Here is a 13586-nt window from a genome sequence, read left to right on the forward strand (position 1 = left end):
ACGCGTTAGATCACGATGATTTTGGATTAATCCAAAATCATAAACGTGATCGATTCCAATACGTTGGAGCATGATGTCGTCCGAAAACCGCTTCGCACTTTTCGGCATCATGCTCTGGCCGCGATCACGCCAAAGCGTGGTCGGCCGGATTGATGAAAAGCGGGAGTTTCAAACCACCCGCCCGCGGCTGATCGCGACGGGGCGGGCCCCGACCGCTTTAGCTGCATTTGTTAAGCGCCCGCAAGCTGCTCGCTCAAATCGGCGCTACACGCTGAAATTAAAGGATTATTTCGGCCGGTCAATGAAATGGAATGGCAAATTTCGAATGGCCAGCGAAACGCTCGTTCCGCATTCTGTCCAGATTGTAAAATAACTTTGCATGCTGCCGGTACGATCGGCCGTGACAGGGAAGAAACGCTCCGCTATCCCCATCCGCCATGCTGTCCCCCGACCAGACGATGCGCCCGACCAGCGAGATCTTCGACGCCGAAGCGGCCGCGCATGAACTGCATGCGCTCGCCGCGACCTATTCCGGCCGCGAGAGCGATCTGCGCACGGCAGTCGCGCAATTCTTGAAAGGCGAGTTAGCCCGGGGGCGCGAAAAGGCCGAGCAGTTGCTGCTCAAGGAGCGGCACGGGCGGCGCTGCGCCGAGCGCCTCTGCGCCATGCAGGACGAGATCATTCGCGTCCTGTTCGATTTCGCCAGCAAGCGGCTTTATCCGTCGCTAAACCCGTCCGAAGGCGAGCGCATGTCGATCGTCGCCACCGGTGGCTATGGCCGTGGATTGCTGGCGCCCGGCTCGGACATCGATCTGCTGTTCGTCCTCCCCTACAAACAGACAGCCTGGGGCGAATCGATCGCCGAAGCCATTCTCTATTGTCTCTGGGACATGGGCCTGAAAGTCGGCCACGCCACACGCTCGGTTGATGAATGCATTCGCCAGGCCAAGGCCGACATGACCATCCGCACGGCCATCCTCGAGTCGCGCTTTCTTTATGGCGATCAGGCCTTGTTCGATGAACTGGTCAACCGCTTCGACCGGGATGTTGTACAGGGCACCGCGGCGGAATTCGTCGCCGCAAAACTGGCCGAACGCGAGGATCGTCTGCGCCGGACTGGCCAATCGCGCTATGTCGTGGAGCCGAACGTCAAGGATGGCAAAGGCGGGCTACGCGACCTGCACACCTTGTTCTGGATCGGCAAATACGTCTATCGCGTTCGTACTGTCGAGGAACTGGTCGATCACGGCGTGTTCGATCAGGACGAACTGAAGATGTTCCTGCGCTGCGAGGATTTTCTCTGGTCGGTGCGGTGCCACATGCACTTCGTCACCAACCGTCCGGAGGAACGGCTGTCGTTCGACATCCAGCGCGAGATTGCCGTGCGGCTCGGCTATACCGAGCATCCCGGCATGCGCGATGTCGAACGCTTCATGAAGCATTACTTCCTGACCGCGAAGAATGTCGGCGACCTGACCGCCATTCTCTGTGCCGCGCTGGAAGCCAATCACACCAAGAGCGCCCCCGCCCTTGGCCGCATGATCGCACGTTTCAGGCCGAGGGCGGGCCGCCGCATCCTCAGCGAATCGGACGATTTCATTGTCGACAACAACCGCATCAATATCGCGAAACAGGATGTGTTCGAGCGCGATCCGGTCAACCTGATCCGGATCTTTTACCTCGCGCAAAAACACGATCTCGCCTTCCACCCCGATGCGATGCGCAAGGCAACACGCTCACTCAATTTCATCAACAAGGATTTGCGCGAAAATCCTGAGGCGAACGAACTTTTCTTCGAAATCCTCACTGCCAAGAACGATGTCGAGCCGGTGCTGCGGCGGATGAACGAAGCCGGCGTGCTCGGCGCATTCGTGCGGGCATTCGGACGTGTGGTCGCGATGATGCAGTTCAACATGTATCATCACTATACGGTGGACGAACATCTGATCCGCTGCATGGGTGTAATCTCGGAAATCGAGGCCGGCACCAACGAGGAATACGGGCTCGCCAACGAGCTTGTGAAAAAGCTGCAGCCGCGGCAGCGCGACATCCTGCGGATTACCTTGTTCCTGCACGATATCGCCAAAGGGCGCGTCGAGGATCATTCGATCGCCGGCGCCCGCGTCGCACGCCGCTTCTGCCCCCGCCTCGGCCTGAACAATGCCGAAACGGAGACCGTCGCATGGCTGATCGAAAATCACCTTGTGATGTCGACCATCGCGCAATCGCGCGACCTGTCCGACCGCAAGACGATCGAGAATTTCGCCGGCATCGTGCAGTCGCTCGACCGGCTGAAGCTCCTCGTTATCCTGACGACAGCGGATATCCGCGCGGTTGGCCCAGGCGTCTGGAACGGCTGGAAGGCGCAGCTGCTGCGAACGCTCTATTATGAAACCGAGCCGGTGCTGACCGGCGGCTTCTCCGAAGTCAATCGCGAACGCCGTGTTGCCATGGCGCAGGCTGAATTCCGGCAGGAAATGAAGGACTGGCCGGAGGACGAGCTCGAAAGCTATATCGCTCGTCACTATCCGGCTTACTGGCTCAAGGTGGATCTGCCGCACAAGGTCGCGCATGCCAACTTCCTGCGGAAGACCTGGAGCGCGGGCCGCACGCTGGCGACGCAGGTGAATTTCGACGCCGCCCGCGGCGTGACCGAACTCACCGTCATCGCCCCTGATCACCCGCGGCTGTTGTCGATCATCGCCGGCGCTTGCGCCGCGACCGGTGCCAATATCGTCGACTCGCAGATCTATACGACCACCGACGGGCTCGCCCTCGACACCATTTCGTTGACCCGGGAATTCGAACGCGACGAAGATGAAGACCGTCGCGCAAGCCGGATCACCGATACGATCGAGAAAGCGCTGAAGGGCGAGATCAAGCTTCCGGAGGCCGTCGCACGGCGCGCGGCACCGAAGGCAAGGTTCAAAGCCTTCGCCCTCGATCCGGACGTCAACGTCAACAATGAATGGTCGAACCGCTACACCGTGATCGAGGTAACGGGTCTCGACCGGCCGGGGCTGCTCTACGAATTGACGGCCACGATTTCGAAACTGTCGCTCAACATCACCTCGGCGCATGTCGCAACATTCGGCGAACGCGTGGTCGACGTGTTTTATGTAACCGACTTGCTTGGCGCCAAGATCGGCTCGCCGACGCGGCAGGCCGCGATCAAGCGCGCACTGCTGGCTTTGTTCTCGCGAGCGGCGACAGAAGAGACAAAGCAGCTCGCCGCAAAGTCGTAAGATGCTGCGAAAGCGCCTGCATTATTGTGTTCGGCCGCGACCAGTGCCTGCACCATCATCAATCAGCGGCAACTGGAACTTGCGCCGATATTCGCCCGGACTCATCCCGGCAAGACGCCGGAACAATCGACGGAATGACGCGACATCATCGTATCCGACTTCGCGCGCTACGTCCTCCACTGCAATCGTGGTGGTTTCGAGGATCTGCTTGGCCTCTTCAATCCGTAGCGCTTGGACATATTCCAGCGGCGAGTAGCCAGTGGCGGCCCGAAAGCGCCGCGCAAAAGTTCGCCTGGGTAATCCGGAATGACGGATCAGTTCAGCCACGACATCGTCGTGATCATAATGTTGCGCCAGCCAGGTCTGGCATTTCAGCACGGCCGCGTCGCCATGCTCCACATTCTGGCGCATGGAAGAATAGGGCAATTGCCCGTCGCGGTGCCATTGATAGAGGAACAGCTTCGACATGCGGATCGCTTCGTCCGTGCCGGCGCGCTTGGCGATCATCATCAAGGCGAGATCCTGCCATGCCGACGCACCGCCGGAGCAGACGATGCGCTGCCCCTCGCCGGACCGCACAAGAATGCGATCCGGCTGCAGGTCGATATCGGGAAATTGATCGCGAAAGAGCGGCACGTAACACCAGTGCGTCGTAGCCTGATGTCCTTTCAACAATCCGGCTTCGGCAAGGACGAGAGATCCACCGCATGACGCATAAATGTGCGTGCCTTTATCATGCATCGCCTTGATCCAGGCTAGCAAATCGCGATCGAGCGCACGCAGATCGGCATTGGTCCTCACCATGATATTCGGAACGAAGACAATGTCGGTGTCCGCAACACCGCTCACCGCATCCTGAACGACGATGCTCACGCCGGTCACGAGCTGCAGCGGCCCCGCTTTGGCGCCGACCAGACGCGGCTCGAACAAAGACACATCCGGCAACGCATTGTTGAACAAGGACGAGAGCCTCCCCGCCGCCCAAAGCGTATCGAAAACCCCGAAGACGATCGACGGATCGCATTCCGGAAACACGACAAGACTGACGCGAACGGGGCGATTGAACATGGCGGGACTGGCCCGAATGACACGGTCCTGGCCATTCTGCCTCTCACGCACGCGCCGCGCCACGCCTATTTCGGCACATCCGCGCGGCTTCGAGCCGCCCGTTTTCATTGAAAATTTGAGGAGGATGTCATGCAGCCGGATATGGCAAAACTGGAAGCATTGCTGGGAATGGTGGTGAGCGATCTGGGCGCTGCGGCAAATGCCGCGCTTGTACTCGTTGGGGAAAAGAACGGCCTGTTTCGGGCGCTGGCAGAGGGCGGACCGCAAACATCTGCCGAGCTTGCAAAGCGAACGGGGACGACTGAGCGATATATTCGCGAATGGCTGTCGTCGCAGGCGGCTTCCGGATACGTCAACTATGACGCAGCGAGCAGCAAATTCTCGCTCACGCCCGAACAAGCCATGGTGTTTGCGGACCAGGACAGCACCGTTTGCATGACCGGTGGATTTCACTCGCTCGCGGCCGTCTTTGCCGATGAACCCGCTCTGACGGAAGCGTTTCGATCTGGCAAAGGGCTCGGCTGGGGCGACCGCTGCAACTGCCTATTCTGTGGCGTGGAGCGGTTCTTCCGCCCTGGATACAAGGCCAACCTCATTGCCGAATGGTTGCCCGCGCTCGACGGCGTGGTGGACAAGCTGAAACGCGGCGCCCGCGTCGTCGATGTCGGCTGTGGCCACGGCGCGTCGACCATGATCATGGCCAAGGCTTTCCCGAACTCCGAATTCGTCGGGATCGACTTTCACGATGCATCGGTCGCGCACGCCCGCCGTCATGCGAACGGCGTGCGCAACATTCGCTTCGAAGTCGGGCGCGCGCAGGATTTTGCGGGAAGCGGCTTCGACCTCGTGACCATGTTCGATGCCTTGCACGATATGGGTGATCCGGTCGGCGCTGCCGCGCATGCCCGTAAGGTGCTCAAGAGCGACGGCACATTGATGCTGGTCGAACCGAAGGCTGGAGATCGCCTCGAAGACAATCTCAACCCGGTCGGTCGTGTCTTTTACGCGTTCTCTGCCAGCGTCTGTGTGCCGTGTTCTCTGAATCAGGAAGTCGGGCTGGCGCTTGGCGCACAGGCTGGAAACGCGAAGTTGGCAGAGGTGACGCGTCAAGCCGGCTTCTCGCAATTCCGCTGCGCGGCAGAGACGCCGTTTAACGTCGTGCTGGAGGCGAGGCTTTAAGCCCGCCTATAAAAACGGGCGCCGAAGCTCCGGCGCCCGTTCAGGCAATTGGTCTGTAAAAGAAATTACTTCTTCTTTGCCTTCGCCTTGGCCGGAGCGGCTTCCGGCGCCCAAACCGACTTCCAGGCCAGGTACGGCTGCGAGAAGGCCGTCATCACGAACTTCTTGCCGTTCGCGTTCAGATCGGCGGGGGCAGCCTTGGCGGCTTTCGCAGCCGGAGCCTTGGCAGACTTTTTGGCAAGAGCGGCGGTCGGCGCCACAGCAACGGCGAGTGCAAGAACAAGAGCGGTTTTACGCATTGGATCCCTCAGAGTTTAATACCACCGGTATCCCCCGGCTGTCGGCGAACAAGCACAAAAAGAACGTCGTGCAAATGTAAGAGCCCTTGTTTTCCGGGCATTTTGGCGTGCTTTGCGCCAAACAGTCGCACCTTGGCAACAGCCGGACACCGAACCTTAACGGCTGTTTAAATTCCCTCCCGTAGCGTCCCGGTTTGGTCCGGTGCGCAGGAAGCGGCCGGACGTCAGATGCTGCGGGGGATCGCTTTGGGACGGCGAAACAAGGCCGCGCGCCGCGAGCCAAAGTTCGATGTCGAGGGTCCCAAGCGGGAATTGCGCGTCGACCCCGAAGACAGGATTCCGATCAGCGACGAGGATATGCCCCGTACCAAGACGCGCGCGCGCAAAAAGCCGGCCAGCAACGGAAAGGCCAGCGCCCCAGATGCGGCGCCTGCCAAGGCGCCCAGGAAAGGCGGCAGCGGCGGAGGCCGCCGCAGATCCCTGCCCGGCCGCCTCGTCTATTGGGGATTGGTCCTTTGCCTTTGGGGCGTGATCGGCCTCGTCGGCCTTTTTGCGTGGGTGGGCGCGCACCTGCCGCCGATCCAGTCGCTCGAAGTGCCCAAGCGCCCGCCATCGATCCAGATCGCCGGAACGGACGGACGCATATTGGCCGTTCGCGGTGACAGCGGCGTTTCAGCCAAGGTGAAGGAGTTGCCGAAATACGTGCCTCAGGCCTTCATCGCCATCGAGGATCGGCGCTTCTACGAGCATTACGGCATCGATCCCATCGGCATTGCCCGGGCCGCCGTCGCCAACATCTTGCGCCGCGGCGTCTCGCAAGGCGGCTCGACCCTGACACAACAGCTCGCAAAGAACCTGTTCCTGACGCAGGAACGCACGTTCAGCCGCAAGCTGCAGGAAGTCGTGCTCGCGCTATGGCTGGAGCAGAAATTCTCGAAAACCGAGATCCTCGATCTCTATCTCAATCGCGTCTATTTCGGCGCCGGCGCCTATGGCGTAGAAGCAGCGGCGCAGCGCTATTTCGGCAAACATGCGCGTGAAATGTCGCTGTCCGAAGCGGCAATGCTGGCCGGGCTGGTCCGTTCGCCGTCGCGGCTCGCCCCGACGCGCAATCCGAATGGCGCACAACGTCGCGCGCAAGTCGTGCTGGCGGCCATGGCCAATTCCGGCTTCATCAATGACAAGACCGCGGCGACGGCCATCGCCCAGCCAGCGCATGCGCTGAAACAGACCAGCAATGGATCGATCAATTACGTCGCCGACTGGATCATGGACGTGCTCGACGATCTCGTCGGTCGCGTCGATGACGATATCGTTGTCGAAACATCGATTGATCCGGCGATGCAGCTCTATGCCGAACAGGCGATCACCGAAGAGCTGACAGCAAAGGGCGAAAAGTTCGGCGTCGAACAGGGCGCGCTGATCGCGATGACACCGGACGGCGCGGTACGTGCGATGATCGGCGGCAAGAGCTATGCGGAAAGCCAGTTCAACCGCGCGGTTGCCGCCAAGCGCCAGCCGGGCTCGTCATTCAAGCCGTTCGTCTATCTCACCGCGCTCGAACGCGGGCTGACGCCGGACACGATCCGCGAGGACAAGCCGATTTCCGTGAGAGGCTGGAAACCGGAAAATTATACGCGCGAATATTATGGCCCCGTCACACTGACACAGGCGCTGGCGATGTCGCTGAATACCGTGTCCGTGCGGCTGACGCTGGAATTTGGCCCCACTGCGGTGACGCGCACCGCGCATCGGCTCGGCATTGCCTCCAAACTTGAACCGAATGCCTCGATCGCGCTCGGCACGTCGGAAGTGTCGCTGCTCGAAATGGCATCGGCCTTCGCCCCTTTCGCCAATAACGGCATGGCGATCTCGCCGCATGTGATCGAAAGCATTCGCGGCAGGAATGGCAAGGTGCGCTATCGGCGCCGACCGCAAAGCTTCGGCCAGACGATAGAGCCGCGCTACGTCGGCATGATGAATACGATGCTGCAGGAAACGCTGCAGATCGGCACCGGACGCAAGGCCGAACTTGGCGGACGTCCCGCCGCCGGCAAAACAGGTACGAGCCAGGATTTCCGCGATGGCTGGTTCGTCGGTTACACGGCGCAGCTTGTCGCCGGCGTGTGGCTTGGCAACGACGATTCATCTCCGACGAAAAAAATGACCGGCGGCGGACTACCGGCGGAGATCTGGGCCCGCTTCATGAAAAACGCGCATCGCAACACTCCTGTTGCGAGCCTGCCGGGCCTGCATGGCGGCTTCTATCTGCCTTATCCGAACCAGCAGAACGAAGCGCCGGGCATGGTGCAAAATGATCGGCCGGTGCCGCCGGGCTCCATACCGGGACGTTCGGCTTCAGTCGCAACGCCGGCGCGCAATGACGGGATGGATAGCTGGCTGCTGGACCGCCTGCTGGGACCGCGCCGTTAACGCGCTTGCGGCGCTGCCCGCCGCAGCAACAGCCAAAGCCCGAACACCACCAAGGTCATCGCCAGAATGGCAATGCCTGCGACAATGACCGAACGGTTCATTGCGAAAGCCACCAGCGTGCAGACAATGGCCGCCATGAATTGAGGGCTGAACCCGAGGAGCGACGATGCCGCTCCGGCGCGATCCGAAAAGCAGGACAGTCCACCTGCCAAAGCCAGCGGGAAGACCATACCAAAGCCAATCAGCGTGAACGCCATCGCCGCAACCAGCGTCACCACGGATGCAAGGTCTAGTGCAATCAGCAGGCAGACAATCGTGCCACCCGTGACCATGATCGATGCCCCATAGCCGATCATGCGCACGATGCCGACGCGCAACACCTTCCGCGTTGCGAAAAGGTTGCCGACGAGAAAACCACACCCACAGAGCGTGAAGATGACCGCAAACCGAAGCGGGGTCAGGCCGTAAAGATTCTGCAGGATGAAGGGAGCGGTCGTCAGCCACACCAGAAGACACGTATAGGCCGCAGCGCCGATCAGGAGATATAACACAAACACGCGATGTTGCAGCATCTGGCGATAACCAGATATCAGCGTGCCGATCGACAACTGCTCTGACACGCGCTCTCCAAGCGTTTCCGGCAGTTTGCGCCAGACCGTGGCAAGCACAACGGCACCGACAGCCAGCAGCGCCGCAAAGGCAGAACGCCAGCCAAAGAAGAAATGCAAGGTTCCGCCAATCAGCGGCGCGGATACCGGCCCGGCCGCCATCACGAGACTCATCAAAGACAATTCTTTGCCGGCTCGTGCGCCACTATAGAGATCGCGCACGACGGCTCGCGCGAGGACGGTCGCACCCGACGCACCAAAGGCCTGCAAGACGCGCGCGCCGATCAGAACGTCGATTGACGGCGACAGAAAACAGATCAGCGCACCGGCGCAATAGCAGAGAATCGCAATCAAAAGGCCGGATCTGCGACCGTACCAATCCGAGATCGGCCCGTAAGCGATCTGGCCGGCAGCAAAGCCGATGAGATAAGCCGACAGCGTCAGTTGCACCTGCGCCGGAGGGACCCCGAAGGCACGGCCGATATCCGGCAAAACCGGCAAATACAGATCGGTCGATAACGGTCCTAACGCGGTCAGCGCCGCGAGCAGCGCGGTGAACGCAAACGTATTGGGTTTGAACATGAAGATGAATTGATGCCGAGTATCTCAGTGCCGTGAACGGGGTTTGCCGTTCACGGGGACGTCCGGCAACGGCCGCGCGCTTGGCAAGCCATAGCGGTGAAGCTCGGTGCCATGACTGTCAAGCCAGTTCTTTGCTCGGCGGACATTCGGGCAGAGCCGGTCTACGAGACGCCAGAACCGGGGCGAATGGTTCATTTCGACAAGATGCGCCACTTCGTGCGCGGCAAGATAATCGAGCACATAGGGCGGCGCGAGAATGAGCCGCCAGGAATAGGACAGCACGCCGGTGGTCGAGCAGGAGCCCCAGCGGCTCGACGGATCGCGAATCGACACATGCTTGACGGTCACGCCGAGCTGTTCGGCGAAAGCGCGGCTGGCCTGTTCGAGATCGGCTTTGGCTTCGCGGCGCAGGAAATCGCCGACGCGGCGATCGACATGTGGCGTATCGCCGGCCACGCATAATTTGCGCTCGCCATCTTCTGCCACTTCGATCCAGACCGTGCCGCGCATGCCCTTGCGATGCACGAGGCGGTGCGGTTGGCCACGCAGCGGAACAATCGTGCCATGGGCAAAGGGTTCGGCCTTCGGCAGATGATCGAGACGCGACGCGATCCAACCGCCATGCTTCTGCGCAAAATCCTTTGCTTCCTTCAGGCAGCCGCGCGGTGGCATCGTCAGCACGACCTCACGGGTCGCGGCCATGATGCGCAGCGTATAACGGCGTGCCTGGCGATGTCGTCTGACACGCACAAGGTAGATGTGCTTGTCATGGACGACCTGGATCGCCTTCGGTTCGGCCGGGCGGCGGTACAAAAGAGCACGAAGCGACATGACACCCTCGCTGCCTCGCCGCAGATACTGCCATAGCCGGGGCCAACGAAAAGCTTATCGCGAAAATAAAGTCTGACCCCAATATGTGGTGCAAACTCGTGCCAAAGACCACAAAAAGCTGTGCTTAAATATTGAATATCAGTTCATTTTTTGTGAAGGCTCCGCGCACGCGAAATCTGCGGATCAACCGGCGCATTTTCAGAAAACCGTCACAATAACAGCGGCTTAGCGCCAACGGCGTCGAACCAGTGTCATCAACCGGTTAAAAGCTGCTGATTCGAAACCGTCCCTCAGCTTACGGCATGGACGATACGGGGCTTGCTAATCACGCTCTGGCTACTCAGCGCAAAGTCGGCAATGCGCGGCGCAATCTCGGACCGGAAACGCGACCCGTTGAACACGCCATAGTGGCCGACGCCTGGCTGTACGTAATGCGCCTGGCGATTGGCAGGGATATTGACGCACAGTGCATGCGCCGCCTCGGTCTGACCAAGACCGGAGATATCGTCCTTTTCGCCCTCAATGGTCAGCAACGCGGTCTTGCGGATCGCCGCCGGATCAATGCGCACGCCGCGATGCATCATCTCGCCTTTTGGCAAAAGATGCTTCACGAAGACCGTATCGACAGTCTGCAAGTAGAATTCGGCGGTGAGATCCATGACGGCCAGATACTCGTCATAGAACTCGCGATGCTTCTGTGCGGAATCGCCGTCCCCCTTCACGAGATTGAAGAAAAGCTGCTTGTGCGCGTCGAGATGCCGGTCGAGGTTCATGCTGACGAAGCCGTTGAGCTGCAGGAACCCCGGATACACGTCGCGCATCACGCCAGGATGCGGAAACGGCACCTTGGTGATGACGTTGCGCCGGAACCAATCGGTCCCGCGATCCTCGGCCAGCTTGTTGACCGCAGTCGGATTGATGCGCGTATCGATCGGCCCGCCCATCAGCGTCATCGAATGGGGCACATAAGGATCGCCCTCGGCTTCCATCCGCGCCACGGCCGCCAGCACCGGTACGGCCGGCTGGCATACTGCAACGAGATGACAATCTCCCCCGAGCGCATGCAGGATCGAAATGACGTAATCGATATAATCGTCGAGGTCGAAGCGGCCTTCGGCCAGCGGCACCAGACGCGCATCGACCCATTCGGTGATGTAGACATCATGATTGGGGAGAAAGGCTTCGACCGTCCCCCGCAACAGTGTCGCGTAATGGCCCGACATCGGTGCGACAATCACCAGCTTTGGCTGCGGGCGGCGCGGAGGCGACCGAAACACACGCTCGAAATGCAGAAGGCGACAAAACGGCCGCTCCCAAACCGGGGTGATGTGAACCGGCACACGTTCGCCACTGACGATAGTATCGTTAATGCCCCATTCCGGCTTGCCGTAACGGCGGGTAAAGCGCTCGAACATCTCGGCGCTGGCCGCCATCGTCTTCCCGAATGTCGTATGCGACCAGGGATTAAGAGGATTCTTGAGATAGAGCCGCGCGACATCCGCAGCAGCGCGAGCGGGATTCAGCGCGGCGTAGCTCATTTCATAGAACCAATACATCCCGTTGGATAGAACGGGACCGCCTTCCTCCGGCAAAGCCGGCGCGCCGCCAAATTCCCCAATCGCCATATTTTTCTGTCCCGACACGTTGTTGCAACGCAACATCGGGCCTTTTGTTCACGGCGTCAATATAGGCGACGGATCTTGAAATCAGATTACAAATTGGTCATTCGCCGCTTTGCATCAGCGATCCGACCGTTCTGGCGCTCTTTAGCAGCGCCAAAAAACCAATGATTGCAGCTACAAAATAGGCAATATTCAGCGCAAAGGCCCAAATCATCAGGTCCGCGCGGAAGGTGTGCTCAATCAACAGGGCTCGCATGCCCTCGAACACATAGGTCGGCGGCAGCAGCCAGGCGACCGCCTGCAGCCACTCCGGCAGGATCGAAACCGGGTAATAAACGCAAGTGAGCGGCAGCAGCAGGAACATGATGGTCCAGGCCATGCTTTCGGCGCCCATGCCGTTCCGAAGCACGATGCCGGACACGAAAATGCCGACAGCCCAACTCGTCAAGATCAGGTTAAGGAAGAAGATCGCCAGCGCAAAGCCCAGTCCGTAGAGATTGAAGCTGAAGAACCCCATCGCCATAAGAGACACCGGCACCATGCCGATCGCGAGGCGAATGACGCTCATGATCATCAGTGCGCAGATGAATTCGACGGGGCGCAGCGGGCTCATCATCAGATTGCCCATGTTGCGCGCCCACATCTCTTCGAGAAACGAGATGGAAAATCCGAGCTGCCCCCGAAACAGAATATCCCACAGCAGCACCGCGCCGATGAAGGTACCGCCGGCCTTTGCAAAGAAGCCGGCATTCTCAGAAATGTAGAGCTGCAGAAAGCCCCACATCAGCATCTGCACCGCAGGCCAATAGATCAACTCAAGCAATCGCGGCCACGACGATCGCAGCAGATACCAATAACGCAGCACCATCGCGAAGATGCGGCTTATCGAAAAAGCAATTGCTTCGGGCGATTGATATGTGCGTGGCGACACCTTCATTGCGTAACATCCTGCACATGCCGGCGGCCGCGCGCGATATCGAGGAACACATCTTCGAGCGTCTCGCGACCATAACGTGCGAGCAGCTTTTCGGGCGCTTCGTCGTCGACGATCTCGCCGCGCTTCATCATGATGACGCGATCGCACAGACGCTCGACCTCGCCCATGTTGTGCGAGGCGAGAAGAATGGTCGCGCCGCGCTCGACGCGATAGCGTTCAATTTCGGCGCGCACCCAATCGGCCGTATCCGGATCGAGCGAGGCGGTCGGCTCGTCGAGCAGCAGAATTTCCGGATGATTGAGCAGCGCCTTGGCGAGCGAGACGCGCGTCTTCTGTCCGGCCGACAACTTGCCGGTCGGACGATCGAGGAAATCCTTTAGATCGAATTGCGTACCAAGTTCGTGGACGCGCTGCGGCACATCCGGCACGCCATAAAGCTTGCCGAACACAGTAAGATTTTGCCGCACGGTCAGCCGCATCGGCATATCGACATAGGGACTTTCGAAATTCATCCGGTGCAGCACGCGATGACGACACTTGGGCACCTCTTCGCCGAGAACGTGAACGCGGCCAGAGGTCGGCGTCACAAGCCCCATGATCATCGCAATGGTTGTGGTCTTTCCTGCACCATTGCCGCCAAGCAAGGCGGTCACTGAACCTGTTTCGATCGAAAAGGAAATGCCGTTGACCGCCATGCCGCCCTTGTAAATCTTGACGACGCGATCAAGTGAAATGGCAGCTTCAGCAGACGGCATGAGCGGTCCGGCGATCTTCGGGTTGTT

At 59.9% G+C, this 13586-nt stretch carries 10 protein-coding genes and 1 riboswitch; of the genes, 3 read left to right on the plus strand and 7 right to left on the minus strand.

Going from position 1 to position 13586, the window contains the following annotated elements; translation table 11 throughout:
• Positions 1-196: 196 nt before the first annotated feature.
• A riboswitch (SAM riboswitch) is annotated at positions 197-275 on the minus strand.
• Between the two features lie 162 nt (positions 276-437).
• Positions 438-3245 carry a [protein-PII] uridylyltransferase gene (locus CAK95_RS06285; RefSeq protein ID WP_086087151.1) on the plus strand — a complete coding sequence of 936 codons (2808 nt, stop codon included), beginning with the start codon at positions 438-440 and terminating at the stop codon, positions 3243-3245.
• Between the two features lie 21 nt (positions 3246-3266).
• On the opposite strand, the gene CAK95_RS06290 is transcribed toward CAK95_RS06285, so the two are convergent.
• Positions 3267-4364 carry a GlxA family transcriptional regulator gene (locus CAK95_RS06290; RefSeq protein ID WP_342587993.1) on the minus strand — a complete coding sequence of 366 codons (1098 nt, stop codon included), beginning with the start codon at positions 4362-4364 and terminating at the stop codon, positions 3267-3269.
• Positions 4365-4442: 78 nt separating this feature from the next.
• Here CAK95_RS06290 and CAK95_RS06295 point away from each other — a divergent pair, with 78 nt between their 5' ends.
• Entirely contained in the window at positions 4443-5492 is a 1050-nt protein-coding gene (locus CAK95_RS06295) for a class I SAM-dependent methyltransferase (protein WP_086087152.1), read from the plus strand.
• Positions 5493-5557: 65 nt separating this feature from the next.
• Here CAK95_RS06295 and CAK95_RS06300 read toward each other — a convergent pair whose 3' ends face one another.
• On the minus strand, positions 5558-5791 hold the full coding sequence (locus CAK95_RS06300; protein ID WP_086087153.1) for a hypothetical protein: 234 nt from the start codon (positions 5789-5791) through the stop codon (positions 5558-5560).
• A gap of 228 nt (positions 5792-6019) precedes the next feature.
• On the opposite strand from CAK95_RS06300, the gene CAK95_RS06305 reads away from it, so the two are divergent.
• Positions 6020-8224 carry a transglycosylase domain-containing protein gene (locus CAK95_RS06305; RefSeq protein WP_245303645.1) on the plus strand — a complete coding sequence of 735 codons (2205 nt, stop codon included), beginning with the start codon at positions 6020-6022 and terminating at the stop codon, positions 8222-8224.
• Here CAK95_RS06305 and CAK95_RS06310 read toward each other — a convergent pair.
• The 5 genes from CAK95_RS06310 to CAK95_RS06330 form a co-directional block, all read right to left on the minus strand.
• Positions 8221-9414: a multidrug effflux MFS transporter gene (locus CAK95_RS06310; RefSeq protein ID WP_086087154.1), complete on the minus strand. Its 1194-nt coding sequence runs from the start codon at positions 9412-9414 to the stop codon at positions 8221-8223. The two genes, CAK95_RS06305 and CAK95_RS06310, sit on opposite strands and share 4 nt — an antisense overlap.
• Positions 9415-9438: 24 nt before the next feature.
• Positions 9439-10245, minus strand: a complete 807-nt coding sequence (locus CAK95_RS06315; protein ID WP_086087155.1) for a M48 family metallopeptidase — start codon at positions 10243-10245, stop codon at positions 9439-9441.
• A gap of 290 nt (positions 10246-10535) precedes the next feature.
• The gene (locus tag CAK95_RS06320) at positions 10536-11870 is read right to left on the minus strand and encodes a polyhydroxyalkanoate depolymerase (RefSeq protein ID WP_086091231.1); all 1335 of its coding nucleotides are present in this window, start codon (positions 11868-11870) and stop codon (positions 10536-10538) included.
• Between the two features lie 97 nt (positions 11871-11967).
• The gene (locus CAK95_RS06325) at positions 11968-12804 is read right to left on the minus strand and encodes an ABC transporter permease (RefSeq protein WP_086087156.1); all 837 of its coding nucleotides are present in this window, start codon (positions 12802-12804) and stop codon (positions 11968-11970) included.
• The gene (locus tag CAK95_RS06330; RefSeq protein WP_086087157.1) at positions 12801-13559 is read right to left on the minus strand and encodes an ABC transporter ATP-binding protein; all 759 of its coding nucleotides are present in this window, start codon (positions 13557-13559) and stop codon (positions 12801-12803) included. The genes CAK95_RS06325 and CAK95_RS06330 overlap by 4 nt, the downstream gene beginning before the upstream one ends.
• Positions 13560-13586: the final 27 nt, after the last annotated feature.

Source organism: Pseudorhodoplanes sinuspersici, assembly GCF_002119765.1.
In the GTDB taxonomy this organism is placed as follows: domain Bacteria; phylum Pseudomonadota; class Alphaproteobacteria; order Rhizobiales; family Xanthobacteraceae; genus Pseudorhodoplanes; species Pseudorhodoplanes sinuspersici.